Here is a 24,429-nt window from a genome sequence, read left to right as displayed (position 1 = left end):
CGCATGCCCAAGAACCCTTTCACCCGTGGTCATAGTCGCGCGCTGACCAAGCGCCACAAGATCGCCGTCGCCGGCGTCGCCACGCTCGGTGCCGCCGCCGTCGTGTTCAGCGCGGTTCCGGGCAACGCGGACACCACGACGTCCGAGGCCACCGTCTCCTCGGCCCCGGTGAAGTACTCCTCCGAGCAGCTCAAGAGCCGCCAGGCCGACGTCAGCGAGCAGCTCGCCGCCAAGGCCCTGCAGAGCAAGGCCGCCGCCGAGGCGAAGGCAGCGAAGGCGCACGCCGACGCGAAGGCCAAGGCCGCCGCGGCCGCCGCGAAGAAGAAGGCCGCGCAGGCCGCCGCCGCCAAGAAGGCCGCGCAGGCGCGCAAGGCCAAGGAGGCCGCGAGCCGGGCCGCGCAGCGCGCCAAGCTCAAGGCCGCGACGCACAAGAGCTACGCCAACAACCTTGACGGCTGGATCAAGGAGTCCCTGGACATCATGAAGGCCAAGGGCATCCCGGGCAGCTACAACGGCCTGCACCGCAACATCATCCGGGAGTCCTCGGGCAACCCGAACGCGATCAACAACTGGGACATCAACGCCATCAACGGCATCCCGTCGAAGGGGCTGCTCCAGGTCATCCCGCCGACCTTCAAGGCGTACCACGTCCCGGGCACGTCCTGGAACATCTACGACCCGGTCGCCAACATCACCGCCGCCGCGAACTACGCGGCCGACAGGTACGGCTCGATGGACAACGTGAACAGCGCGTACTGAGGCCGCGCGGACCTCTCGTAACGCACAAGGGCGGCACCCTCTCGGGGGTGCCGCCCTTCACCGTCGTACGACAGTGATCACTTGCGCATGACCTCGGGCTCGTGGCGGCGCAGGAAGCGGGCCACGAAGAAGCCGCAGATCACGCCGATGGCGATGAGGGCGATCATGTCGAGGCCCCAGACGCCGACGGTGTGGTTCCACAGCGGGTCGGTCGAGTCGCCCGGTTTGACGGGCGGGTTGACCTGATTGAAGTCCAGCGTGGCGCCCGCGGCGGCGACCGCCCAGCGGGACGGCATGAGGTAGGAGAGCTCGTTGACGCCGATCGTGCCGTGCAGGGTGAACAGACAGCCGGTGAAGACAACCTGGATGATCGCGAACATGACCAGCAGCGGCATGGTCTTCTCGGACGTCTTCACGAGCGCGGAGATGATCAGGCCGAACATCATCGAGGTGAACCCGAGGCCCATGATCGGCAGGCACAGCTCCGCGAGGGTGGCGCTGCCGAGGACCAGGCCCTCCTTCGGGAGATCGCGGCTGGCGAAGCCGATGAGGCCGACCATCAGTCCTTGCAGGATGGTGATCACGCCGAGCACGAACACCTTGGACATCAGGTACGCCGATCGGGACAGGCCGGTGGCGCGCTCCCGTTCGTAGATGACCCGTTCCTTGATCAGTTCACGGACGGAGTTGGCGGCGCCGGCGAAGCAGGCGCCGACCGCCAGGATCAGCAGGACGGTGGTGGCCGTGCTGTTGGGCTCGGGGAGTTTGGTCCTGGGGTCGACCGGCTTGGGCAGCAGCGGGTCGCCGAAGTCGATGAGCAGGCTCACCGCGCCGAGGACGAGCGGCAGGATCACCGTCAGGGCCAGGAAGCCCTTGTCGGACGCTATGACCGAGACATAGCGGCGCACGAGTGTCCCGAACTGGCCCATCCAGCCCTGCGGCTTCGGCGGTTTCATCGCCTGCATCGGTGGCAGCTGTACGGACTGTGCGGCGACGGCGTCGATGTCCGCGGCGTACATCTGGTAGTGCTGTGAGCCCTTCCAGCGTCCGGCCCAGTCGTAGTCGCGGTAGTTCTCGAAGGCGGAGAAGACGTCGGCCCAGGTGTCGTAGCCGAAGAAGTTCAGCGCCTCCTCGGGTGGGCCGAAGTAGGCGACGGCGCCGCCGGGCGCCATCACGAGGAGCTTGTCGCACAGGGCCAGCTCGGCCACGGAGTGGGTGACGACGAGGACCGTACGGCCGTCGTCGGCGAGGCCGCGCAGCAGTTGCATGACATCGCGGTCCATGCCCGGGTCGAGGCCGGAGGTCGGCTCGTCCAGGAAGATCAGGGACGGCTTGGTGAGCAGCTCCAGGGCCACGGAGACGCGCTTGCGCTGGCCGCCGGAGAGGGAGGTGACCTTCTTCTCCTTGTGGATGTCGAGCTTCAGCTCGCGCAGCACCTCGTCTATGCGTGATTCGCGCTCGGCGCCGGTGGTGTCGGCCGGGAAGCGGAGTTTGGCCGCGTACTTGAGGGCCTTCTTGACGGTCAGCTCCTTGTGCAGGATGTCGTCCTGCGGGACCAGACCGATGCGCTGGCGCAGCTCGGCGAACTGCTTGTAGAGGTTGCGGTTGTCGTAGAGGACGTCGCCCTGGTTGGCGGGCCGGTAGCCGGTGAGTGCCTTGAGCAGCGTCGACTTGCCGGAACCGGACGGTCCGATGACCGCGATCAGGGACTTCTCCGGGACGCCGAAGGAGACGTCCTTGAGGATCTGCTTGCCGCCGTCGACCGTGACGGTCAGATGGCGGGCGGAGAACGTCACCTCACCGGTGTCGACGAACTCCTCGAGGCGGTCACCGACGATCCGGAACGTGGAGTGGCCGACGCCGACGATGTCGCTCGGGCCGAGCATCGTCGAGCCGCCCTTGGGGATCGGCTGGCCGTTGACGTACGTGCCGTTGTGGGAGCCGAGGTCGCGGATCTCCATGCGGCCGTCGGGCGTCGAGTGGAACTCCGCGTGGTTGCGGGAGACCTGCAGGTCGGAGACGACCAGGTCGTTCTCCAGGGCACGGCCGATGCGCATGATGCGGCCGATGGTGAACTGGTGGAACGTGGTCGGGCTGCGGTCGCCGTAGACCGGCGGCGCGCCCGCGCCCGCGCCGGGGCCCTGCTGCTGCGGGATCTTCTGCGGCGGCTGGTGCGAGTACGGCTGCGGCTGCTGCTGGGGCTGTGGCCAGCCGGACTGCGAGGCCTGCTGCGGGGGCTGGTGAGGGGCCTGGTGTGGGGACTGCTGTGGTGTCTGCTGGGCCCAGCCGGGGTTCGCGCTCTGCGCGACGTACGGCTGCTGCCGGGGCTGGGGCTCGGCGACCGGGGCCGCGGTGCCGGACAGGCTCAGCAGCGGGCCGTCGCTCGCGTTGCCGAGGTGGACCGCCGTGCCGGGGCCGATCTCCGTCTGATGGATCCGCTGACCCTGCATGAACGTGCCGTTGGTGCTGCTGTGGTCCTCGATGACCCAACCGCGCCCGCTCCAGCTGATCGTGGCGTGACGCCAGGAGACCCTGGCGTCGTCGAACACGATGTCCCCCTGCGGATCGCGTCCAAGGCTGTACGACCTGGACGGATCGAGCGTCCAGGTACGTCCGTTCGCTTCCAGTACGAGTTCCGGCACTCCAAGCCCCACTGAGTAGTCCCCCGCATTGCCCCCGTCACAGGGAGTGTAGGGATGTCGAACATCGTCGGGAACTATTTCAGGATCCCCCTCCTGACCGAAAGTTGAGCCCCGAGAACACCACGTTCGCGCGCTTCGGCCGGTTCCGTTGACGGGGTTGAAAGCGACCCGGAGAGTGGGTAATCCACGCGAGGGGGACAAGCGCGGCCTCGGCCGCGCCGCGGATCGGGGGGTCTGCCATGAGTGCGTCCATGAGCGCCGAGACCACGCAGCACCGCGTCAGGCTGCCGTGGGGCGACATCCTGCTGTCCGCCATAGCCGCCGTGAGCTGGGCGTTGATCGGGATGGCGGGTGCGGCCGCGCTCGGTCTGCATCTGCTGGAGGCCGATTCCGCGGCCTCGCTGGGCCCGATGACCGCGGCGGTTGTGGCCCTTGCGGCGGGTGGTTCGGTGACACCCTCCGGCGACGTGTCCGCGTTCGGGCTGACGGGAGCGGAGGCGGCCACCGCCATCGAGATCACGCCATTGGGCGTCAGCCTGGTCGGCGCGGCGCTTTTGTCATGGTTCTTCCTCCGGTCCCTGCGGGGCGCCGGGGCGGTGATCGCGCCGTCGGAACTCCTCGCGCGCGCGGGCTCGGTGGTCGCGCTGTTCACGGCGATGATGGGCGGGCTGGCCTGGGCGGGGCACGACGTCATCACGATCGACGGGGGCGCGCTGGGGCTCGACAAGCTGCCCGGTGCGGGCGGGGGCGGGGGCCTCGACATCCCCGGGCTGGGGGACGTCGGGGACATCGGCGGACTGCTGCCCGACCAGATCGGCGACCTCGTCGACGCGAAGGCCGCGGTCGGCTTCACGGTGGACGCCGTGCCGACGCTGCTCGGCGGGCTCGGCTGGTCGGCCGGGATCCTGCTGGTCGCGTTGCTGGCGTCCCGCCGCACGCCGCTGCCGCGCGGCTGGGAGGCCGTGCACCGCGTGGTACGGCCGGCCGTGTCCGCCCTCGTGACGGTGCTGATGGTCGCGGTGGCCGCGGGGCTCTCGGCGGCGGCGTACGCGGCGATCGGCGACGACCACCCCAAGCGGATCGCGGGAGCGGCGCTGCTCGGGGCGCCGAACGGGGTGTGGCTGGGCATCCCCATCGGCCTGTTCGTCCCCTTCGACGGCAGGGCGACGGGGGTGCTGACGAACTTCCTCCCGGACCCCCTGGACCGACTCCTCACCTCGGACTCCGACCAGTCGGTGTCCCTGGGGCGCTTGGCGGAACTGGACGGGCGGGTGTGGCTCCTGGGGGTGGGGGCGGCGCTGATGATGCTGCTGGCGGGGGTGCTTACCGCTGTGCGGACGCCGGTGGGGGTTTGGGGCGGCCGGGCGGATGGGGCGGCGGGGGCGGTTGGTGCTGGGGCGGGTGGAATGGCGGGGCCGGTTGGTGGGGCTGCTGGGTCGAGTGTGGTTGGTGGGGCGGGTGCCGGGCGGGGGTGGGGTTCCGGTTCTGCGGGGGCGGCTGGGGCGGGCTCTGAGGTCGTACGGGATCCGGGGGCCCTTGGTTTCGCGGGGCGGTGTGCGGTACGGCTGGGGATCGCCACGGCTTTGGCACTGCCGTTGCTCGCCTGGCTGACGGAGGTGTCGGTGGACGCCTCGCTGTCGGTACTGGGGTTCGACGCGTTCGGCGCCGGCGTCCGACTGCGGGGGCAGCTCGGTATGGCGCTGCTGCTCGGGGCGCTGTGGGGCGCGGCGGCGGGGGCCGCGGGGGCGTTGCTGGCCCGCGCCACGGGGGCGGCGGGGTCCCGGGCGGCAGGCCTGGCACTGGGTGACTTGGCGGGGGGCGGTGCGGGGGCGGGGGCTGTGGGGGTGCAGGCGGCTGGGCCTGGCGGGGGTTCGCGGTATGGCGGTGCGGGTGGGGCGTATCAGCGGACGGATGGGCCGTATGGGAGTGGGGGCGGGCCGGGTGGGAGTGGGGGTGCGGCTTACGGGAGCGGGGCCGGGCCATATGCGAGCGGGGGCACGGCTTACGGGAGCGGGGCCGAGCCGTATGCGAGCGGGGACACGGCTTACGGGAGCGGGGCCGGGCCGCGTCGAGGTAGGGGTGGGGCCAGGGAGTACGAGGAGGGCGGGTCCGGGGCGTACGACAGCGGGTCGACGTCGCACGAAGGCGGGATGGGGTCGTACCGGGGCGGGGTGGGGCCGTCCTACGACGACGGTGGGTCCGAGGCCTATGAGGGCGGGCCTGGGTCGTATGGCGGTGGGGCGGAGCGGTACGGCGGTGAGGCGGGGGGCCACGGCGGTGAGGCGGGGGGCCACGGCGGTGCGGCGGGGCCGCATGGCCGGGAAGCGGACCCGCATGGCCGGGAGCCGGGGCCCCACGGCCGGGAGCCGGGGCCCCACGGCCGGGAGCCGGGGCCCCACGGCCGGGAGCCGGGGCCCCACGGCCGGGAGCCGGGGCCCCACGGCCGGGAGCCGGGGCCCCACGGCCGGGAGCCGGGGCCCCACGGCCGGGAGCCGGGGCCCCATGGCCGGGAGCCGGGGCCCCATGGCGGAGACGCAGGGCCCTACGAGGGTGGACCGGGGCCTTATGGCGGTGAGCCGGGGCCCTACGTCCCGGGTACGCCTCATCGGCCTCCGAACCCCGCGACGAACCCGTATCTGCGGGTGCCGGATGAGTTGCAGGGGCCTGAGGATGCGCGGCCCGGTGGCGAGGGTTGGCGAGGACAAGGGCCTGAGAACGGTCGGCGAGAACCGGGCGGTGAAGGCGGCGGGCAGGCGCCTGGGTCGGAGGACGGTTGGCGGACACCGGGCCGTCAGGGCAGTGGGCGCACGCCGCGGCGTGCGGGTAGTCGGGAGGAACCGGGGCGAGGGGGGCCGGGAGCGTCGGGCATGGGGTGGTCTGGTGGTGGGGCGCCGACCGCCCCGGGTCCGCAAGGGGCCGGTGGGTACGGGCGCACCGCGAGGGCGGACGGGCCGGGCAGCAGCTCTCGACCACAAGACGGGCCCAGCAGCAGCCCTCGACGACAGGACGGGCCCGGCGGCAGGCCTTCGCAGGACAGGCCGGGCGGCAGCCCTCGGCCGCCGCAGGATGAGGGGCCGCCTTCCGAGGAGAGCTCTCGGCCGTCCGACGAACCGCCTCGGCCAGGCGGATCGCCCCCGCCCGACAACGTCTACGGCGCCCCCACTATGGCCCGCCCGATCGATCAGCCCCCTCGTTCACCGCAACGGCCTCCCAGGCAGCGCCCGGGTGGCCGTCGATCGTCCTCCGGCGACGAGGGCCGTCAGTCGCCACCACCGCCTCCTCCCCCTCCCCCACCACCGCCGCCGCCGCCGGGGAAGCCGAAAGGGCGGCGCTGACCGGGCGCCTGTCTCAGGAGCCTGGTCAGAGTGCAGGGCTGTGCAGTGAGAGGGCGTGGTCGACGACCGGGCACTCCCGGCGAGAGCCGGCCGTTCCCGCCGTGCGGTGAGGTCGTTCGAAGCCGGCGGGGCCAAGTCGCTTCTGCCCTTGTCCACCTCGGTCCCTCAAGCCCCCGCAGCGAAGCCTTGTCCCGTATGTAAGGATCTCGCCACCTGCCCGACACCGACTGTTCCGTGTCCGTCAGACGGACCGCAGGAGCAGAAGGCACTGGGTGCCGGATACGGTGGGAACACCATGAGCGCTTCGCAGACCTCGTCCTCCGACGTCCCCACCCTTCTCGTCAAGATCTTCGGGAAGGACAGGCCGGGCATCACGGCCGGCCTCTTCGACACCCTCGCCGCGTACTCGGTCGACGTGGTCGACATCGAGCAGGTCGTCACGCGTGGCCGAATGGTGCTGTGCGCGCTCGTGACCGCGCCGCCGCGCGCGCTGGAGGGCGACCTGCGGGCGACCGTCCACAGCTGGGCCGAGTCGATCAAGATGCAGGCGGAGATCATCTCCGGTCTCGGCGACAACCGGCCGCGAGGGCTGGGGCGTTCCCTGGTCACCGTGCTCGGCCACCCGCTCACCGCGGAGGCCACCGCCGCGATCGCCGCGAAGATCGCCAAGGCGGGCGGCAACATCGACCGTATCTTCCGGCTGGCCAAGTACCCGGTCACGGCCGTCGAGTTCGCGGTGTCCGGCGTGGCGACCGAAGCGCTGCGCACCGCGCTCGTCACGGACGCCGCCAAGCTCGGCGTCGACGTGGCCGTCGTCGCGGCCGGTCTGCACCGCCGGGCCCAGCGGCTCGTCGTCATGGACGTGGACTCCACGCTCATCCAGGACGAGGTGATCGAGCTCTTCGCCGCGCACGCCGGCTGCGAGGACGAGGTCGCCGAGGTGACCGCGGCCGCGATGCGCGGCGAGCTGGACTTCGAGCAGTCGCTGCACGCGCGCGTGGCGCTGTTGGAGGGGTTGGACGCCTCGGTCGTCGACAAGGTGCGCTCCGAGGTACGGCTGACGCCGGGCGCCCGCACCCTCATCCGTACACTGAAACGGCTCGGCTTCCAAGTCGGTGTCGTCTCGGGCGGATTCACCCAGGTCACCGACGATCTGAAGGACCGGCTGGGGCTGGACTTCGCCCAGGCCAACACGCTGGAGATCGTCGACGGGAAGCTGACGGGCAAGGTCACCGGAGAGATCGTGGACCGCGCGGGCAAGGCGCGGCTGCTGCGCCGGTTCGCCGCCGAGGCGGGAGTACCGCTGTCCCAGACGGTGGCGATCGGCGACGGCGCCAATGACCTGGACATGCTCAACGCGGCCGGACTCGGGGTCGCCTTCAACGCCAAGCCTGTGGTGCGGGAGGCCGCGCACACCGCGGTGAACGTGCCCTTCCTGGACACGGTGCTGTACCTGCTGGGCGTCACCCGCGAAGAGGTCGAGGCGGCGGACGCGCACGAGGAGGACTGACCCGGCGCATCGGCAGGGCCCGGCACCGTGACGGTGCCGGGCCCTGCCGTGTCACGTGCCGATGGGGGTCGCCGTCAGTCGGACGGTGCCCAGTAGTCGGCGAGGGTGGCCACGCCCGGCTCCAGGGTCTTCCAGGGGCCGCTGAACGACAGCACGGCGAACGCGGCGGCCGGGAAGCCGCGTGCGCTCATCCGCTGGCGGGTGTCACCCTCGGCGGCGCCGGCGAGGACGTCGGCGAGACCCTGCACACCCGGGTTGTGGCCGATCAGGACGACGTTCTGCACGTCGTCCGGGGTTTCGTTCAGCACGGCGATCAGCTCGCCGGGAGAGGCCTCGTAGATCCGCTCCTCGTAGACCGTTTTCGGCCGGTGCGGGAACTCCTGCACGGCGAGCTTCCAGGTCTCACGGGTCCGGGTCGCGGTGGAGCAGAGGGCCAGGTCGAAGGGGATGCCGGAAGTCGACCAGTCGTCGTCCGGCCTCCGCTGATTCTTTGCGGCCACGGTCGGCGAGCGGCCGCTCATGATCGGTCACCTGCGGCCAGTCGGCTTTCGCATGCCGGAAAAGGACAATCCTGCGGGGTTCTGCGACGCTCATGGGATCCAGCTTCGCATGAAACAGGCCATGGGGCGCAGGGAGTTGACGGGCGGCTTTATGGGTGCTCAGCGGGCTATCAGCTGCTGTACGCGCTCCAGGAACCGGGTGACGACCGGGTCGCCGGAGGCCGCGTGCGCGTCGGCGGGGTTGAGGATGAGGGCCAGGAGCACCACGAAGGCGAGCGTCGGCAGGGCGAGGGCCCACCAGGGCAGCCGGATGTCGACGCCGCCCCGGGACGCCGGGTGGGGCGGGGTGTGCGTTGGGGCCGACATGAGTGCCTCCGCTGTCTTCGAGTGGCCGGTGGGCGGTGACCGGTGCGGTGCGGTCACATCTCGAAGTTACGGAACCGGGGGCCGTCAACCCATCCGGAGATCCACCCAGTTGACCCTGACACTCACCCCCTAGGGGACCGGGGGTTAACCCCACCGTCGAATCAGGGAACGGGTGCCCGGATCAGGGCGAGGCGATCGTCGCGATGATCGCGATGACGATGAAGATGGCGAAGAACGAGCCGAAGACCAGCAGCATCTTCTTCTGGCCGTTCTGGGGATTCGGATCGAGCACTGGCATACGGCCAGTCTCGCACCCCGGTCTCTTACCAAGGCTGCGGGGGTGACCTCAGCGGGCCGCCTCGTCCTCCACGGTGCGGTCGCGGCCCGCGAGCACCCCGACCGCCATCTGCGGGACCATCAGGCCGACCATGAGCGCGATCGGCAGGCCCCAGCCGCCGCTGTGCTGGTACAGCACGCCCACCAGGAGCGGTCCGGGGATGGAGATCAGATAGCCGGTGCTCTGTGCGAAGGCGGACAGCTGGGCCACGCCCGCGCCGCTCCTGGCCCGCATCCCGACCATGGTGAGGGCCAGCGGGAAGGCGCAGTTGGAGACGCCGAGCAGGACGGCCCAGGCCCAGGCGCCTTCGGCCGGGGCGAGGTACAGGCCCGCGTATCCGGCGAGACCGCAGGCGCCGAGCGCGATCACGATCGGGCCCTGGTGCCGCAGCCGCGTGGCCACGCGCGGGATGACGAAGGCCAGCGGGACGCCCATCACCATCGTGACCGCCAGCAGCAGCCCTGCCGTGCCGGCGGACACGCCCGCGTCCCGGAAGATCTGCGCCATCCAGCCCATGGTGATGTAGGCGGCGGTGGCCTGGAGCCCGAAGAACACGGCGAGCGCCCAGGCGGTCCGGCTCCGGGTGATCCGCAGCGTGGGCGGCTCCACGCGCGCGTGCACCTGCCGGACCGGCCCCGCCCCGTCCACGCGCGCGTGGACATGCCCGGAGACCCCTTGCGCGGCCTCCCGCTCCGCCGGGGCGGCTGCCCGGTCCCGTACGAGCGGGATCCACGGCAGTACGGCCGCCGCGGCCAGGCCCGCCCACACCGTGAGCCCGGACTGCCAGCTCCCGCCCAGTGCCTCGGTCACCGGCACGGTCACGGCGGCCGCGGCCGCGGTGCCGAGGGCGAGGGCCATCGAGTACAGGCCGGTCATGGAGCCGACGCGGTCGGGGAACCAGCGCTTGACGATGACCGGCATCAGGACGTTGCTGACGGCGATGCCCATGAGGGCGAGGGCGCTGGCGGCCAGGAAGCCCGCCGTGGAGCCCGTGTACGGCCGTATGAGCAGACCTGCCGTGATGGCGACCATGCCCGCGCACACCACGGCAGCCGCGCCGAAACGGCGGGCCAGACGCGGGGCCATGACGCCGAAGACGGCGAAGCACAGTGGGGGCACCGAGGTGAGCAGGCCGGCCACGCTGCCGCTCATACCGAGTCCGTCGCGCACCTCTTCGAGGAGGGCGCCGAGGCTGGTGATGGCGGGGCGGAGGTTGAGGGCGGACAGCACGATGCCGACGACGACCAGGCGCGCCGCCCACGCGCGCGTGGCGGGCACCGCGGGTCCCTCCTCCGGCGCGGCAACGGAATCGCGTGAACCGCCTGTGTTCGCGGGGCCGGGTGCGGTCGTGGACTTCAGTGTCCGGGTTTCCTCGCTTGCCATGCCACCCATCATAGAATCATGGGATGATTGGTTGTCCATCCCCGGGGCGTCCTCGTTCGTCCCGCCCGTGCGAAGGTGTGCCATGCCCCTGAGCCATCCCCGCCGCTCGGCGCTGTCCGAGCAGGTCATCGCCGCGCTGCGCAACCAGATCACCTCGGGCGAGTGGCCGGTCGGCTCCCGGATCCCGACGGAGCCCGAACTGGTCGAGCAGCTGGGGGTCGCCCGCAACACGGTCCGCGAGGCGGTCCGCGCGCTCGCGCACAACGGTTTGCTGGACATCCGGCAGGGCTCGGGGACGTACGTCGTGGCTACCAGTGAGCTGGCCGGCGTGATGCACCGCCGGTTCGCCGACGCGGACCCGCGGCACATCGCCGAGCTGCGTTCCACCCTGGAGTCGTCCGCGGCGCGGCTGGCGGCCGAGCGGCGCACCGAGAAGGATCTCAAGCAGCTCGACGCGCTTCTCGTCCGGCGCGATGAGGCCTGGGCGTCGGGCGACACGGAGGCCTTCGTGACCGCGGACGCCACCTTCCACCTGGCCGTGGTGGCCGCCTCCCACAACGACGTGATGACCGAGATGTACGCGGATCTCGGCGAGGTGCTGCGGGACTGGCTCCGTGAGGACGTGGGCGAGGAGCTGACGCCGGAGACGTACATGGACCACGCCCGGCTCGTCGACGCGATCCGCGCGGGCGACGCGGCGGCGGCCGCCGAGGAGGCGGCCGGTTACCCCTTCCTGTGCCGTCCGGGACGGTTCAGCGCGCCAGCTTCCGGTGGCTGACCCACACCGAGCGGACCTCTTTCCAGCACCGGCCGGTCAGCCGCACGGTCTGCGCGGGCCCGGCCTCGACCTCGGCGCCGTCGCTGTCGAGGTCCCACCAGCGCTCGCACTCGATGTGCAGGCGGACGCCGTCGGGGCGCGGATAGGGGTTGTGGCAGTAGGTGGTCACACGGGAGCCGGTGACCCTGCTGCGGCAGGAGGCGCCGAACAGCTCCGAAGCCGCGGCGCCGGGCGCTTCCGCGCGTGCGTGCGACATCGCTTCGTACGACAAGGAGATCACGAGACAGACGGCTGCGGTCACTGAGGCCAGACTGCGGGACAGGCGCACAAGGGGACCTCCTCGGCCGTGCTGGGGAGGGAATCGCGAGGTGAACGCGTAATCCAGGGTGCCCAGTTGCAGGCCGTGCGCGCCCGGCCTGGTAGGCCGAACGGGGGACGCCCCGCTCCCTGGGGGAACGGGGCGTCGACGACGTATGGGAGATCAGGCTCCGATGGCGTGCAAGCCGCCGTCCACGTGGATGATCTCGCCGGTGGTCTTCGGGAACCAGTCGCTCAGCAGGGCGACGATGCCCTTGCCGGCCGGCTCCGGGTCCTTGAGGTCCCACTCCAGCGGGGAGCGGTTGTCCCACACGGCGGCCAGGTCGCTGAAGCCCGGGATGGACTTGGCGGCCATCGAGGCGAGCGGGCCCGCGGAGATGAGGTTGCAGCGGATGTTCTGCTTGCCCAGGTCGCGCGCGACGTAGCGGCTGGTGGCCTCCAGGGCGGCCTTGGCCGGGCCCATCCAGTCGTACTGCGGCCAGGCGTACTGCGCGTCGAAGGTGAGGCCGACGACCGAGCCGCCGTTCTGCATCAGCGGCAGGCAGGCCATGGTGAGCGACTTCAGGGAGTACGCCGAGACGTGCATGGCCGTGGCCACGGACTCGAACGGCGTGTTCAGGAAGTTGCCGCCGAGCGCGTCCTGCGGCGCGAAGCCGATGGAGTGCACGACGCCGTCGAGGCCGCCGAGCTCCTCGCCGACGATGTCGGCCAGCCGGCCGAGGTGCTCGTCGTTGGTCACGTCGAGCTCGATGACCTTGGTGGGCTTGGGGAGCTTCCTGGCGATGCGCTCGGTCAGCGTGGGCCGCGGGAACGCGGTCAGGATGATCTCGGCGCCCTGCTCCTGGGCCAGCTTGGCGGCGTGGAAGGCGATGGAGGACTCCATCAGCACACCGGTGATCAGGACGCGCTTGCCCTCGAGAATTCCGCTCATGGTGTTCAGTGACCCATTCCCAGTCCGCCGTCAACGGGAATGACGGCTCCAGTGATGTACGAGGCGTCGTCCGAGGCCAGGAACCGCACCGTCGCGGCGACCTCCTCGGGCTGCGCGTAACGACCGAGCGGCACCTGCTTCACGATGCCCTCACGCTGCTCGTCGGTGAGCACCTTGGTCATGTCGGTGTCGACGAAGCCGGGCGCGACGACGTTGAAGGTGATGTTGCGCGAGCCCAGCTCACGGGCGAGGGAGCGCGCGAAGCCGACCAGGGCGGCCTTGGAGGCGGCGTAGTTGGCCTGGCCGGGGCCGCCGTAGAGACCGACGACCGAGGAGATCAGGACGACCCGGCCCTTCTTGGCGCGCAGCATGGCGCGGTTGGCGCGCTTGACCACGCGGAAGGTGCCGGTGAGGTTGGTGTCGACGACGGAGGTGAAGTCCTCCTCGGACATCCGCATCAGGAGCTGGTCCTTGGTGATGCCGGCGTTGGCGATCAGCACCTCGACGGGGCCGTGCTCGGCCTCGATCTCCTTGTAGGCCTGCTCCACCTGCTCGGTGTCGGTGATGTCGCACTTGACGGCAAGGAAGCCGGCCGGCGGCTCACCCGAGCGGTACGTGATCGCGACCTTGTCGCCGGCGTCGGCGAATGCGCGGGCGATGGCGAGGCCGATGCCCCGGTTGCCTCCGGTGACGAGAACCGAGCGGCTCAACGGATCACCCTTTCCATAGGGGTCTGACACACCCGCCCGAACACGTGGATGGCAGGCGGCTTCCCCGAAAACCTATCGGGCCGGTCGCCGTCAGGGACATTCGGGCACCGACAGTGGCTTACGGGACTCGCTGTCGGGTCCCTACAGAAAGTTGCCGGCAGCGGTCACAAACGTGTGGTCCGGGCACCGGTCGCCGCGACATGATCGGGGCAGCCCCTCGCCCACCCTCATGCCGACAGGAAGAGACCCAGGTGCCTCATACCATCGACGAAGCCTTCACAGCGCTTCCCCTACGTGCCCTCGCCGACGCCGCGCTGGCACGCGCGCGTGCGCTCGGCGCCGAGCACGCGGACTTCCGGTTCGAGCGGGTGCGCAGCGCGTCCTGGCGCCTCAGGGACGCCAAGCCCTCCGGGACCTCGGACACCACCGACCTCGGGTACGCGGTGCGGGTCGTCCACGGCGGCACCTGGGGCTTCGCGTCCGGTGTGGACCTGACGCTGGACGCCGCCGCCAAGGTCGCCTCGCAGGCCGTGGCCATGGCGAAGCTCTCCGCCCAGGTGATCCGCGCGGCCGGGTCCGACGAGCGCGTCGAGCTGGCCGATGAGCCCGTGCACGCCGACCGTACGTGGATCTCGTCGTACGAGATCGATCCGTTCTCCGTGCCCGACGAGGAGAAGGCGGCACTGCTCGCGGACTGGAGCGCGCGGCTGCTGGCGGCGGACGGGGTCAACCACGTCGACGCCTCGCTGCTCACCGTGCACGAGAACAAGTTCTACGCCGACACCGCCGGCACGGTGACCACACAGCAGCGGGTCCGGCTGCACCCGCAGCTGACGGCGGTGTCGGTCGACGAGTCCAGTGGCGAGTTCGACTCGATGCGGACCATCGCGCCGCCGGTCGGCCGCGGCTGGGAGTACCTCACGGGCACCGGCTGGGACTGGGAGAGCGAGCTGGAGCAGATCCCGGAGCTGCTCGCCGAGAAGATGCGGGCGCCCAGTGTCGAGGCGGGCCTGTACGACCTCGTCGTCGACCCGTCCAACCTGTGGCTGACCATCCACGAGTCCATCGGCCACGCCACCGAGCTGGACCGCGCGCTCGGCTACGAGGCGGCCTACGCCGGCACCTCCTTCGCCACCTTCGACCAGCTCGGCAAGCTCAGGTACGGCTCCGAGCTGATGAACGTCACCGGTGACCGCACCGCCGAGCACGGCCTCGCGACCATCGGCTACGACGACGAGGGTGTCGAGGGCCAGTCCTGGGACCTGGTGAAGGACGGCACCCTCGTCGGCTACCAGCTGGACCGGCGGATCGCGAAGCTGACCGGGTTCGAGCGCTCCAACGGGTGCGCCTACGCCGACTCCCCCGGGCACGTGCCGGTGCAGCGCATGGCCAACGTGTCGCTCCAGCCCGACCCGGCCGGGATGTCGACCGAGGACCTGATCGGGAGCGTGGACCGCGGCATCTATGTCGTCGGCGACCGGTCCTGGTCGATCGACATGCAGCGCTACAACTTCCAGTTCACCGGCCAGCGGTTCTTCAGGATCGAGAACGGCCGGATCACCGGGCAGCTGCGAGACGTCGCCTATCAGGCGACCACCACCGACTTCTGGGGCTCGATGGCCGCGGTGGGCGGGCCCGCAGACCTATGTCCTCGGCGGCGCCTTCAACTGCGGCAAGGCCCAGCCCGGCCAGGTCGCCTCCGTCTCGCACGGCTGCCCGTCGGCCCTCTTCAAGGGCGTCAACATTCTGAACACCACGCAGGAGGCCGGTCGATGAGCGCCCGCACCAGCAAGCCGCACGAAATCGTCGAGCGGGCCCTCGCGCTGTCCCGGGCCGACGGCTGTGTCGTGATCGCCGACGAGCAGTCGACCGCCAACCTGCGCTGGGCGGGCAACGCACTCACCACGAACGGCGTCACGCGCGGGCGCACGCTCACGGTCGTCTCGACCGTCGACGGCAAGGAAGGCACCGCCTCCGGCGTGGTCTCCCGGTCCGCGGTGACCGCGGACGAGCTGGAGCCGCTGGTGCGGGCCGCGGAGGCCGCCGCGCGCGGTGCCGCGCCCGCCGAGGACGCCCAGCCGCTGGTCACGGGCGTACCGGAGTCCCCGGACTTCACGGACGCGCCCGCCGAGACCTCCTCGGCCGTCTTCGCCGACTTCGCACCGGCGCTCGGCGAGTCCTTCGCACGCGCGCGTGCGGGCGGCCGCGAACTCTACGGCTTCGCCAACCATGAACTCGTGTCGACCTATGTGGGCACGTCCACGGGGCTGCGACTGCGCCACGACCAGCCCAACGGCACGCTGGAGCTCAACGCCAAGTCGCCGGACCGGACCCGCTCGGCCTGGGCCGGACGCTCCACCCGGGACTTCAAGGACGTCGACCCGGCGGCGCTGGACGCCGAGCTCGCCGTACGCCTGGGATGGGCCGAGCGGCGCCACCAGCTGCCGGCAGGACGGTACGAGACGCTGCTGCCGCCGACCGCGGTCGCCGACCTGCTGATCTACCAGCTGTGGTCGGCGTCGGGCCGGGACGCGGCCGAGGGGCGGACGGTGTTCTCCAAGCCGGGCGGCGGCACCCGGGTCGGCGAGAGGCTGACCGAGCTGCCGCTGACCCTGCGCAGCGACCCGAACGAGCCGGGCCTGGAATCAGCGCCCTTCGTGGTCGCGCACTCCTCCGGGGGCGATCAGTCGGTGTTCGACAACGGTCTGCCGGTCGCCGCCACCGACTGGATCCGACAGGGCGAGCTGGCGCATCTGATGACGACCCGGCACAGCGCCGGCCTGACCGGGCTGCCCGTCGCCCCGGCGGCCGGCAGCCTCGTCCTCGACGGAGGCTCGGAGCTGTCGCTGGAGGAGATGGTCGCGAACACCACGCGCGGGCTGCTGCTGACCTGCCTCTGGTACATCCGCGAGGTCGACCCGGCCACCCTGCTGCTCACCGGGCTGACCCGGGACGGCGTCTACCTCGTCGAGAACGGCGAGGTGACCGGCGAGGTCAACAACTTCCGGTTCAACGAGTCGCCGGTCGGCCTGCTGGGCCGGGCGACGGAGGCGGGGCGGACGGAGAAGACGCTGCCGAGGGAGTGGAGCGACTACTTCACCAGGGCCGCGATGCCCGCGCTGCGGGTGCCGGATTTCAATATGAGTTCTGTCAGTCAGGGCGTATAACCTCGTAGCCGGTAGTCACTCGACTGCCCGAGGACCTTTCGAGGAGATACGAGAACCGTGACGGACATCGTCGACGAGCTGAAGTGGCGTGGGCTGTGGGCCCTGTCCACTGACGAGGACGCTTTGCGCAAGGCGCTCGCGGACGGTCCCGTCACGTTCTATTGCGGTTTCGACCCCACGGCGGCCAGCCTGCACGTCGGTCACCTGGTGCAGGTCCTCACCATGCGCCGGCTCCAGCAGGCGGGCCTGCGCCCGCTGGCGCTGGTGGGCGGGGCGACCGGTCAGATCGGCGACCCCCGCCCTACGGCCGAGCGCACGCTGAACGACCCGGAGACGGTCGCGAACTGGGTGTCCCGGCTGCGCGCGCAGATCGAGCCGTTCCTGTCCTTCGAGGGCGAGAACGCCGCGGTCATGGTGAACAACCTGGACTGGACGGCCGGCCTGTCGGCCATCGAGTTCCTGCGGGACATCGGCAAGCACTTCCGTGTCAACAAGATGCTCACCAAGGACTCGGTCGCGCGCCGGCTGGAGTCCCAGGAGGGCATCAGTTACACGGAGTTCAGCTACCAACTGCTCCAGGGCATGGACTTCCTCGAGCTGTACCGGCGGTACGGCTGCACGCTGCAGCAGGGTGGCAGCGACCAGTGGGGCAACCTCACGGCGGGGCTCGACCTGATCCACAAGCTGGAGCCCGAGGCCGAGGCGCACTGTCTCGCGACGCCGCTGATGGTCAAGGCGGACGGCACCAAGTTCGGCAAGACCGAGGGCGGCGCCGTCTGGCTCGACCCGGAGATGACGACGCCGTACGCGTTCTACCAGTTCTGGCTGAACGTGGACGACCGGGACATCTCGACGTACCGGCGCATCCTGTCCTTCAGGTCCCGTGAGGAACTCGAGGAGCTGGAGAAGCAGACCGAGGAGCGTCCGCAGGCCCGGGCCGCGCAGCGGGCGCTGGCGGAGGAGCTGACGACGCTGGTGCACGGCGCCGACCAGACGGCCGCCGTGATCGCCGCGAGCCGTGCCCTCTTCGGGCAGGGGGAGCTGGCGGAGCTGGACGAGAAGACGCTGGCCGCGGCGCTCTCGGAGGTGCCGCACATCCGGGTCGCCGAGCTGGGTGCCGTCGTGGATCTGTTCGCCGAGGTGGGACTCGTGGCCAGCAAGTCGGCCGCGCGGCGGACGGTGAAGGAGGGCGGGGCCTACGTGAACAACGTCAAGGTCTCGGCCGAGGACGCGGTTGCCGCCAAGGAGGACCTGCTCCACGGTCGCTGGCTGGTGCTGCGCCGGGGCAAGAAGAACCTGGCCGCGGTCGAGGTCACCTCGGCCTAGGTCCTGAGCACGGCAGAAGGGGGCGCCTCTCCCGTTGGAGGGCGTCCCTTCGTCGTACGGCTCTCAGGTCCGGTGTTTCCTCTTGCCCAGCGTCGCCATGTAGAGCATGTCACCGAAGCCGACGATGATGATCGCGGCGATGAGCTGGAAGACGTGGCGGCTCCAGTCGATGCCGGGAGTCTCGTCCACGCCGAACCCACGTGCCATGGCATTGCCGGCGACGGCGCCGAGCATGCCGAAGATGGTGGTCAGCCAGAGGGGACTGTGCTGTTTCCCGGGGATGATGGCCTTGGCGATCAGGCCCAGCACGAATCCCACGATGATCGCCCACAACCAGCCCATGGCTGCCTCCTCGTACGGCTCGACATGAGCACTACGGTCAGTGTCGGTCCGCTCGGGCTACGCCGCACGCCGGGTGCGGCCGTACGTGCCGGGAGCGAGCCCGTTCGCCCAGGCGGGAGGTGCCCCGGTCTCGTAGGCGGCGCAGACGCGGCGTAACGTGGGAGTTGTCCGGGCCCGGTACCTCCACCGGGTACGGAGCGGATGCGGGGACGGGGAGAGTCCGATGCGGGCGGATGGTGGAATGTGATGCGGAAGCAGCATGGCGGCGGCAGCGCCCAGGTGTTCCGGATCACCGGAGCCAGGACGAGCCTTCAGGAGGACGTGCGCGGACGTCAGCGCCGGTACGTCATCTCGATGACGGTCCGTACGATTTCCGTGGTGCTCGCGGCCACGCTCTGGAACGTCGAACGGCACGTCGCGATCGTCGCGCTGGTGCTCGGGGCGGTTCTGCCCTATATCGCCGTCGTCATCGCCAACGCGGGGCGGGAGAACGCGCCCTCATTGCCGTCGACCTTCGTGACCGCTCCCACGCCGCCGATGATCATGCCGCCACGAGCCGAGGACGACTTCGCGGAACCCGTGCCGGAAGCTGGTGCGGGCGGGGCCGCGTCGGGTGCGCGCGGCGAACCGCGCGAGCGGAACTGAAACACCAAGCTCAAGGAAAGCTCAGATCAATCATGTTGTTCCAGTGCCGTACGACGGGTTACCCGTGACATACTTCGTACGCGCTCCGCATCCCCCGTCGGAGCGACAGACCGACGCCGGGCAGCTCCCCCCGTGGCTGCTCGGCGTCGCCTTTTCTCCGCTTGTTTTCCCCGCTCGCTTTCCCCGCTTGTGAGACGAATTCCGTGAGTGACGAGACCCCGATCTGCTCCGCGAAGGGCTGCCGCGCCGACGCCGTGTGGGTGCTCGCGTGGAACAACCCGAAGATCCACACGCCGGAGCGGCGCAAGACGTGGCTGGCCTGTGAGGAGCACCGGGAGCATCTGTCGCAGTTCCTCGGGGTGCGGGGCTTCCTCAAGGATGTCGTGAAGTTCGAGGACTGGCAGGCGCCCGAAGGGGCCTAGCCGCCGATCGCCGACATCGGCCGGTCCGGCTGGACGAACGACGGGTCGTCCAGGCCCGCTCCCGCCTTCTTGCCCCACATCGCCTCGCGCCAGATGCGGGCGATCTCCTCGTCCGGGGCGTCGGAGCGCAGTGCTGCCCGGAGGTCTGTCTCCTCGCGGGCGAAGAGGCAGGTGCGGACCTGACCGTCGGCCGTGAGGCGGGTGCGGTCGCAGGCCGCGCAGAACGGGCGGGTGACCGAGGCGATGACGCCCACTACGTGTGGACCGCCGTCCACGATCCAGCGTTCCGCGGGGGCCGAGCCGCGCTTCTCCGAGCCCTCCTCGGTGAGGTCGAATCGGGTGCGCAGGGAGGTCAGGATGTCCCCGGCGGTGATCATGCCGTCGCGCTTCCAGCCGTGCTGGGCGTCCAGGGGCATCTGCTCGATGAAGCGCAGTTCGTAGTCGTGCTCCACCGCCCAGGCGAGAAGGTCGGGGGCCTCGTCGTCGTTCAGTCCGGGCATCAGGACGGAGTTCACCTTGACCGGGGTCAGGCCCGCCTCGCGGGCCGCGTCCAGGCCCTCCAGGACGTCCTGGTGGCGGTTGCGGCGGGTGAGGGTCTTGAAGACGTCCGGACGCAGGGTGTCGAGGGAGACGTTGACCCGGTCCAGGCCGGCGGCCTTGAGGGCGGCGGCCGTGCGCTTGAGGCCGATGCCGTTGGTGGTGAGGGACATCTGGGGGCGCGGCTCCAGGGCCGCGACGCGCTCGACGATGCCGACCAGGCCGGGGCGCAGCAGAGGCTCACCGCCGGTGAAGCGGACCTCCTCGATACCGAGGGAGGTGACGGCGATGTCGATCAGGCGGACGATCTCGTCGTCGGTGAGCAGATCGGGCTTGGCCAGCCACTGCAGGCCCTCTTCCGGCATGCAGTACGTGCACCGCAGATTGCAGCGGTCGGTCAGTGAGACTCTCAGGTCGGTGGCCACCCGGCCGTAGGTGTCGATGAGCACGTGGGCCCCCTCCCTCGTCGCGGATCAGTGCCGACTCCATCGGTTTCCGTCACTTGCGAGCCTACGTGACGTCGCTGACAACGACAGTGCCCGATCCCACGACGTACGAAGCGGCCGTGTCGTAGAGATCTACGACACGGCCGCTTCAGGGGGCGTGTCAGTGGGCGCCGGTACCGGTCAGCGACCGGACCTCCAGCTCCGCGAACTTGCCCTTGTCCGGCTCCTCCTTGGAGAGGTAGGTGCCGATGATGCCGAGCAGGAAACCGACCGGGATCGAGATGAGGCCCGGGTTCTCCAGCGGGAACCAGTGGAAGTCGACGTCCGGGAACATCGAGGTGGGCTTGCCGGAGACGACCGGCGAGAACAGCACCAGGCCGACCGCCGTGACGAGGCCGCCGTAGATCGACCACAGGGCGCCGGAGGTGGTGAACCGCTTCCAGAAGAGGCTGTAGATGATCGTCGGCAGGTTTGCCGAGGCGGCGACCGCGAAGGCGAGCGCGACCAGGCCTGCGACGTTGAGGTCGCGGGCGAGGGCGCCCAGCAGGATGGAGACCGCGCCGATGCCGACGGTCGCCCAGCGGGCCGCACTCATCTCCTGCTTCTCGGTGGCCTGACCGCGCTTGATGACGTTCGCGTAGATGTCGTGCGCGAAGGACGACGAGGAGGCCAGGGTGAGGCCGGCGACGACCGCGAGGATCGTGGCGAAGGCGACCGCCGAGATGGTGGCCAGCAGGATCGCGCCCCAGTTGGAGTCGACGCCGCCCAGATGCAGTGCCAGGAGTGGCGCCGCCGTGTTGCCCGCCTTGTTGGAGGCGATGATCTCGTCCGGCTTGATCAGGGCCGCGGCGCCGAAGCCGAGGGCGAGGGTCATCAGGTAGAAGGCGCCGATGAGGCCGATGGCCCAGATGACCGACTTACGGGCGGCCTTGGCGGTCGGCACCGTGTAGAAGCGGATCAGGATGTGCGGCAGGCCGGCGGTGCCGAGGACCAGGGCGATGCCGAGCGAGATGAAGTCCAGCTTGGTGGTGCTGGTCGCGCCGTACTTCAGACCGGGCTCCAGGAAGGCCGAGCCCTTGGCGCTGTTGTCGGCGGCCGAGCCCAGCAGGTCGGAGATGTTGAAGTTGAACTTCAGCAGGACCAGGAAGGTCAGCAGCAGGGCGCCGGCGATCAGCAGGACCGCCTTGACCATCTGGACCCAGGTGGTGCCTTTCATGCCGCCGATGGTGACGTACACGATCATCAGGACGCCGACCAGGGCGACGATGCCGATCTTGCCGCCGTCGCTGGTGATGCCGAGCAGCAGGGAGACCAGGACGCCCGCGCCCGCCATCTGGGCAAGCAGGTAGAAGATCGACACCACGATGGTGGAGGTGCCGGCCGCCGTGCGGACCGGGCGCTGGCGCATCCGGTACGCGAGGACGTCGCCCATCGTGTAGCGGCCGGAGTTGCGCAGCGGTTCGGCGACCAGGAGCAGGGCGACGAGCCAGGCGACCAGGAAGCCGATGGAGTACAGGAAGCCGTCGTAGCCGAAGAGGGCGATGGCGCCCGCGATGCCGAGGAAGGACGCGGCGGACATGTAGTCGCCGGAGACGGCGAGGCCGTTCTGGAAGCCGGTGAACTGGCGGCCGCCCGCGTAGAAGTCGGAGGCGTCCTTGGTCTGGCGTCCGGCCCAGACCGTGATGACGAGGGTCGCGAGGACGAAGACCGCGAACAGGCTGATGATCAGCCCTCGGTGCTCGCTGGCCTCGCCGGCCGCCAGGGTGATCGCGGGGCTCATGCGCCGCCCTCCATCCGGGACTTGATCGCCTCGGCCTTGGGGTCGAAGCGTGCGGCAGCGGTGCGCGCGTACCACCAGGCGATGAGGAACGTGGTGAGGAACTGGGCGAGGCCCAGGACCAGGGCGATGTTGATGTTGCCGACGACCTTGGTGCCCATGAAGTCGCCCGCGTAGTTGGACAGCAGGACGTACAGCAGGTACCAGGCGATGAAGCCGACGGTCAGCGGAAAGGCGAAGGAGCGGTAGGAGCGGCGCAGTTCACCGAACTCCGCGCTCTCCTGCACCTCGGTGAACTCCTCGGTGGTGGGGAGTTTATGGGTCTCTTTCGAGGGTGGCGGTGCGTCGGTGGACACGGAGTCTCCTCGCGTTGCGGGTGCGGTTGTGACGGGGACCGGGGGCGAGTGTCCTCGCGTTCCCTGCCCAAGGTCACGGCGGCACGCTCGGACCGGTTCAACTCGCTTTGCTTCTTTCCGAACTCACCTTGGGGAAGTCATTGCTGGCCAGCGACTTCGGGAGATAGCTTCGGCCTGCACCACCCGTCATGTACCTGCCCGAGCGACACCTGTGTCTCGGGCCGGTTTCGTTTCCGGATGATGTGGAGACCCCATGTCCCAGCCGCGTTCCAGACGTTCCATACGTTCGAGGAACCGTCTCGCGCTCGCCGTGCCCGTCGTGCTGTCCCTCACGGCCTCGCTCGGCTTCCTGCCCTCGGCGGCCTCGGCCGCCCCTGCCACGGAGTCCGTGGCACCGGCAGCGGACGCGACGAACCTGTCGTACGTCGTCAACACCAAGGTGGACCACCGCACGATCGCGTCGGTGAAGAAGGCGATACCGACGGCCGGCGGCACCGTCGTGATCGCGTACGAGAAGATCGGCGTGATCGTCGTCCACTCCTCCGCGCCGGACTTCGCCCAGAAGATCCGCAAGGTGCGCGGGGTGCAGTCGGCCGGCGCCACCCGCACCTCGCCGCTGACCCCGGCGGGCACGACGGACGAGGGCGCGGTCCAGGTGCTGTCGGACGCGCAGGCCGCGAAGGTCGCGAAGAGCTCGGCCGCCACGCCGGACAGCGAGCCTCTCGAGGCCGATCAGTGGGACCTGCGCGCGATAGGCGCCGACAAGGCCGCCAAGATCAACCCGGGCAGCCGCAAGGTGACCGTCGCCGTGATCGACACCGGCGTCGACGACACCCACCCCGACATCGCGCCCAACTTCTCCGCCGGACAGTCGGCCAACTGCGACGGCGGTGTCCCGGACACCACTGCGGGCGCCTGGCGGCCGTACACCGCGGACGACTACCACGGCACGCACGTGGCCGGTGAGATCGCCGCGGCACGCAACGGTGTCGGCGTGGCCGGGGTCGCGCCCGGCGTGAAGGTCTCGGCCATCAATGTGACCGACCGGAGCAACGGGCTCTTCTACCCGGAGAGCGTCGTGTGCGCGTTCGTGTTCGCCGCCGATCACGGCGTCGAGATCACGAACAACAGCTACTACGTTGATCCCTGGCTGTACAACTGCATGGACGATCCCGATCAGCGGGCCATCGTTGATTCGGTCAACAGGGCGCAGCTGTACGCGCAGCACAAGGGCACGCTCAGCCTGGCGTCGGCGGGCAACTCCAACCACGACCTGGACTCCGACGCGATCGTCGACGCCTCCAGCCCCGACGACTCCACTCCGGTGGAGCGCACCGTCGATCCGCACGAGTGCTTCGACGTGCCGACGCAGCTGCCCGGTGTCGTCACGGTCAGCGCGACGGGCGTCAAGAACCTCAAGTCGTACTACTCCTCGTACGGCAAGGGGGTCATCGACGTCGCGGCACCCGGTGGCGACCGGCTCTACCAGATCCCGGACACGCCGTCGCAGAACGGCCGCATCCTGTCCACCCTGCCGAACGGTGAGTACGGCTTCCTGCAGGGCACTTCGATGGCCTCGCCGCACGCCGCGGGCGTCGCCGCGCTGCTGAAGTCGACGCATCCCAAGGCGAGCCCGGCCCAACTGCAGGCACTGCTCAAGGCGCAGGCGGACGCCACGAGCTGCCCGGCCTCCTACGACCAGAACGGCGACGGCACACAGGACGCGGTGTGCGAGGGCGGCACCCGGGCCAACGGGTTCTACGGCTTCGGCATCGTCAACGCGCTGCGCGCGGTCAAGTGACCCGCGCGCCCCGCTTGTCCCGCATACGAACTGGAGAGACT

At 70.3% G+C, this 24,429-nt stretch carries 20 protein-coding genes and 2 pseudogenes; 10 read left to right on the top strand and 12 right to left on the bottom strand.

All coding sequences use genetic code 11. The features are described from left to right. Positions 1-3 precede the first annotated feature (3 nt). Complete coding sequence (locus M2157_RS37120; protein WP_280856707.1) at positions 4-759, top strand: transglycosylase SLT domain-containing protein; 756 nt, start codon at positions 4-6, stop codon at positions 757-759. A 77-nt stretch (positions 760-836) separates the two neighbouring features. Here the strand turns inward: M2157_RS37120 and M2157_RS37115 are convergent, their stop codons facing one another. After that, on the bottom strand, positions 837-3,401 hold the full coding sequence (locus M2157_RS37115) for an FHA domain-containing protein (RefSeq protein ID WP_280856708.1): 2,565 nt from the start codon (positions 3,399-3,401) through the stop codon (positions 837-839). A 251-nt stretch (positions 3,402-3,652) separates the two neighbouring features. Here M2157_RS37115 and M2157_RS49180 point away from each other — a divergent pair, with 251 nt between their 5' ends. Together M2157_RS49180 and serB are read left to right on the top strand one after the other, a co-directional pair. Continuing rightward, positions 3,653-6,736 (top strand): streptophobe family protein, encoded by a 3,084-nt coding sequence (locus M2157_RS49180; protein ID WP_348541817.1) that lies wholly within the window; start codon positions 3,653-3,655, stop codon positions 6,734-6,736. 295 nt (positions 6,737-7,031) lie between these two features. Next, positions 7,032-8,246 (top strand): phosphoserine phosphatase SerB, encoded by a 1,215-nt coding sequence (serB, locus tag M2157_RS37105; RefSeq protein WP_062038830.1) that lies wholly within the window; start codon positions 7,032-7,034, stop codon positions 8,244-8,246. 74 nt (positions 8,247-8,320) lie between these two features. On the opposite strand, the pseudogene M2157_RS37100 reads toward serB, so the two are convergent. From M2157_RS37100 to M2157_RS37085, 4 genes and pseudogenes are all read right to left on the bottom strand, one after another. Next, positions 8,321-8,840: pseudogene (locus tag M2157_RS37100) on the bottom strand (histidine phosphatase family protein). 65 nt (positions 8,841-8,905) lie between these two features. Beyond that, on the bottom strand, positions 8,906-9,112 hold the full coding sequence (locus M2157_RS37095) for a hypothetical protein (RefSeq protein ID WP_280856710.1): 207 nt from the start codon (positions 9,110-9,112) through the stop codon (positions 8,906-8,908). A gap of 181 nt (positions 9,113-9,293) precedes the next feature. Further along, the gene (locus M2157_RS37090) at positions 9,294-9,410 is read right to left on the bottom strand and encodes an SGM_5486 family transporter-associated protein (protein ID WP_088245544.1); all 117 of its coding nucleotides are present in this window, start codon (positions 9,408-9,410) and stop codon (positions 9,294-9,296) included. 48 nt (positions 9,411-9,458) lie between these two features. Further along, positions 9,459-10,844 (bottom strand): CynX/NimT family MFS transporter, encoded by a 1,386-nt coding sequence (locus M2157_RS37085; RefSeq protein ID WP_280856711.1) that lies wholly within the window; start codon positions 10,842-10,844, stop codon positions 9,459-9,461. A 70-nt stretch (positions 10,845-10,914) separates the two neighbouring features. On the opposite strand from M2157_RS37085, the gene M2157_RS37080 reads away from it, so the two are divergent. Beyond that, on the top strand, positions 10,915-11,610 hold the full coding sequence (locus M2157_RS37080; RefSeq protein ID WP_280856712.1) for a FadR/GntR family transcriptional regulator: 696 nt from the start codon (positions 10,915-10,917) through the stop codon (positions 11,608-11,610). Here the strand turns inward: M2157_RS37080 and M2157_RS37075 are convergent. The 3 genes from M2157_RS37075 to fabG all read right to left on the bottom strand — a co-directional run bounded on the left by M2157_RS37075 (position 11,585) and on the right by fabG (position 13,569). Beyond that, the gene (locus M2157_RS37075) at positions 11,585-11,938 is read right to left on the bottom strand and encodes a hypothetical protein (RefSeq protein WP_280856713.1); all 354 of its coding nucleotides are present in this window, start codon (positions 11,936-11,938) and stop codon (positions 11,585-11,587) included. The two genes, M2157_RS37080 and M2157_RS37075, sit on opposite strands and share 26 nt — an antisense overlap. A 153-nt stretch (positions 11,939-12,091) precedes the next feature. Then, the gene (gene fabI / locus M2157_RS37070) at positions 12,092-12,859 is read right to left on the bottom strand and encodes an enoyl-ACP reductase FabI (RefSeq protein ID WP_057618187.1); all 768 of its coding nucleotides are present in this window, start codon (positions 12,857-12,859) and stop codon (positions 12,092-12,094) included. Positions 12,860-12,864: 5 nt separating this feature from the next. Next, a complete protein-coding gene (gene fabG / locus M2157_RS37065) occupies positions 12,865-13,569 on the bottom strand; it encodes a 3-oxoacyl-[acyl-carrier-protein] reductase (protein ID WP_062038814.1) in 705 nt (234 codons plus the stop codon). Between the two features lie 251 nt (positions 13,570-13,820). Between fabG and M2157_RS37060 the strand changes: the two are divergent. The 3 genes and pseudogenes from M2157_RS37060 (at position 13,821) to tyrS (ending at position 18,062) form a co-directional block, all read left to right on the top strand. Beyond that, positions 13,821-15,345: pseudogene (locus M2157_RS37060) on the top strand (TldD/PmbA family protein). Then, complete coding sequence (locus tag M2157_RS37055; protein ID WP_280856715.1) at positions 15,342-16,736, top strand: metallopeptidase TldD-related protein; 1,395 nt, start codon at positions 15,342-15,344, stop codon at positions 16,734-16,736. The pseudogene M2157_RS37060 and the gene M2157_RS37055 overlap by 4 nt, the downstream one beginning before the upstream one ends. 57 nt (positions 16,737-16,793) lie before the next feature. After that, positions 16,794-18,062 (top strand): tyrosine--tRNA ligase, encoded by a 1,269-nt coding sequence (gene tyrS, locus M2157_RS37050; RefSeq protein WP_280867392.1) that lies wholly within the window; start codon positions 16,794-16,796, stop codon positions 18,060-18,062. Between the two features lie 63 nt (positions 18,063-18,125). On the opposite strand, the gene M2157_RS37045 is transcribed toward tyrS, so the two are convergent. After that, positions 18,126-18,404 carry a GlsB/YeaQ/YmgE family stress response membrane protein gene (locus M2157_RS37045; protein ID WP_266524939.1) on the bottom strand — a complete coding sequence of 93 codons (279 nt, stop codon included), beginning with the start codon at positions 18,402-18,404 and terminating at the stop codon, positions 18,126-18,128. 246 nt (positions 18,405-18,650) lie between these two features. Between M2157_RS37045 and M2157_RS37040 the strand changes: the two genes are divergently transcribed. Then, the gene (locus tag M2157_RS37040) at positions 18,651-19,049 is read left to right on the top strand and encodes a DUF3099 domain-containing protein (protein ID WP_280856717.1); all 399 of its coding nucleotides are present in this window, start codon (positions 18,651-18,653) and stop codon (positions 19,047-19,049) included. 203 nt (positions 19,050-19,252) lie between these two features. Then, positions 19,253-19,471 carry a hypothetical protein gene (locus M2157_RS37035; RefSeq protein WP_057618194.1) on the top strand — a complete coding sequence of 73 codons (219 nt, stop codon included), beginning with the start codon at positions 19,253-19,255 and terminating at the stop codon, positions 19,469-19,471. On the opposite strand, the gene moaA is transcribed toward M2157_RS37035, so the two are convergent. From moaA to M2157_RS37020, 3 genes are all read right to left on the bottom strand, one after another. Beyond that, a complete protein-coding gene (gene moaA / locus M2157_RS37030; RefSeq protein WP_280856718.1) occupies positions 19,468-20,457 on the bottom strand; it encodes a GTP 3',8-cyclase MoaA in 990 nt (329 codons plus the stop codon). The two genes, M2157_RS37035 and moaA, sit on opposite strands and share 4 nt — an antisense overlap. 157 nt (positions 20,458-20,614) lie before the next feature. After that, complete coding sequence (locus M2157_RS37025) at positions 20,615-22,234, bottom strand: cation acetate symporter (protein ID WP_280856719.1); 1,620 nt, start codon at positions 22,232-22,234, stop codon at positions 20,615-20,617. Next, positions 22,231-22,587: a DUF485 domain-containing protein gene (locus tag M2157_RS37020; RefSeq protein ID WP_266524949.1), complete on the bottom strand. Its 357-nt coding sequence runs from the start codon at positions 22,585-22,587 to the stop codon at positions 22,231-22,233. The genes M2157_RS37025 and M2157_RS37020 overlap by 4 nt, the downstream gene beginning before the upstream one ends. A gap of 253 nt (positions 22,588-22,840) precedes the next feature. Here M2157_RS37020 and M2157_RS37015 point away from each other — a divergent pair, with 253 nt between their 5' ends. Continuing rightward, positions 22,841-24,388 (top strand): S8 family serine peptidase, encoded by a 1,548-nt coding sequence (locus M2157_RS37015; RefSeq protein WP_280867391.1) that lies wholly within the window; start codon positions 22,841-22,843, stop codon positions 24,386-24,388. Positions 24,389-24,429: the final 41 nt, after the last annotated feature.

It is taken from the genome of Streptomyces sp. SAI-127 (genome assembly GCF_029894425.1).
Taxonomy (GTDB): Bacteria; Actinomycetota; Actinomycetes; order Streptomycetales; family Streptomycetaceae; genus Streptomyces.
This window is presented reverse-complemented; position numbering and strand designations above follow the sequence as displayed.

What these genes read in the sequence shown, in the direction of transcription:
- M2157_RS37120 (WP_280856707.1), top strand. Translation starts at nt 4, where the DNA reads ATGCCCAAGAACCCTTTCACCCGTGGTCATAGTCGCGCGCTGACCAAG.
- M2157_RS49180 (WP_348541817.1), top strand. Translation starts at nt 3,653, where the DNA reads ATGAGCGCCGAGACCACGCAGCACCGCGTCAGGCTGCCGTGGGGCGAC.
- serB (WP_062038830.1), top strand. Translation starts at nt 7,032, where the DNA reads ATGAGCGCTTCGCAGACCTCGTCCTCCGACGTCCCCACCCTTCTCGTC.
- M2157_RS37095 (WP_280856710.1), bottom strand. Translation starts at nt 9,112, where the DNA reads ATGTCGGCCCCAACGCACACCCCGCCCCACCCGGCGTCCCGGGGCGGC.
- M2157_RS37090 (WP_088245544.1), bottom strand. Translation starts at nt 9,410, where the DNA reads ATGCCAGTGCTCGATCCGAATCCCCAGAACGGCCAGAAGAAGATGCTG.
- M2157_RS37085 (WP_280856711.1), bottom strand. Translation starts at nt 10,844, where the DNA reads ATGATGGGTGGCATGGCAAGCGAGGAAACCCGGACACTGAAGTCCACG.
- M2157_RS37080 (WP_280856712.1), top strand. Translation starts at nt 10,915, where the DNA reads ATGCCCCTGAGCCATCCCCGCCGCTCGGCGCTGTCCGAGCAGGTCATC.
- fabI (WP_057618187.1), bottom strand. Translation starts at nt 12,859, where the DNA reads ATGAGCGGAATTCTCGAGGGCAAGCGCGTCCTGATCACCGGTGTGCTG.
- M2157_RS37055 (WP_280856715.1), top strand. Translation starts at nt 15,342, where the DNA reads ATGAGCGCCCGCACCAGCAAGCCGCACGAAATCGTCGAGCGGGCCCTC.
- M2157_RS37045 (WP_266524939.1), bottom strand. Translation starts at nt 18,404, where the DNA reads ATGGGCTGGTTGTGGGCGATCATCGTGGGATTCGTGCTGGGCCTGATC.
- M2157_RS37040 (WP_280856717.1), top strand. Translation starts at nt 18,651, where the DNA reads ATGCGGAAGCAGCATGGCGGCGGCAGCGCCCAGGTGTTCCGGATCACC.
- M2157_RS37025 (WP_280856719.1), bottom strand. Translation starts at nt 22,234, where the DNA reads ATGAGCCCCGCGATCACCCTGGCGGCCGGCGAGGCCAGCGAGCACCGA.
- M2157_RS37015 (WP_280867391.1), top strand. Translation starts at nt 22,841, where the DNA reads ATGTCCCAGCCGCGTTCCAGACGTTCCATACGTTCGAGGAACCGTCTC.